Origin of the sequence: Paraburkholderia sediminicola (assembly GCF_046026895.1) — a bacterium.
Classification (GTDB): domain Bacteria; phylum Pseudomonadota; class Gammaproteobacteria; order Burkholderiales; family Burkholderiaceae; genus Paraburkholderia; species Paraburkholderia sediminicola_C.
On record NZ_JAQQEU010000324.1, the window covers coordinates 1 to 238 of the forward strand.

The 238-nt window shown below is 61.8% G+C and carries 1 protein-coding gene; it reads left to right on the plus strand.

Annotated elements, in window-relative coordinates; all coding sequences use genetic code 11:
• A partial coding sequence (locus PQR02_RS40965; protein WP_408243474.1) for an IS3 family transposase occupies positions 1-238 on the plus strand: 238 nt, incomplete at both ends.

A 238-nucleotide genomic window follows, 5' to 3' on the forward strand; every position in this document is an offset into this window, starting at 1 on the left:
GCATTGCCGGTGAGCCGGCAGGTGCGGCTGGTGGGCATTGCCCGTTCAAGCGCCTACTACCAGCCGCACCCGGTCAGCGAGGCCGATCAGAAGCTGATGCGGCGGCTCGATGAATTGCATCTGGAGTTCCCGTTTGCCGGTGCGCGAATGTTGATTCGCCTGCTCAAACGTGAAGCTATCAGGGTCGGGCGCAAACACGTCGGCACTCTGATGAAGCGCATGGGCATTGAGGCGCTGT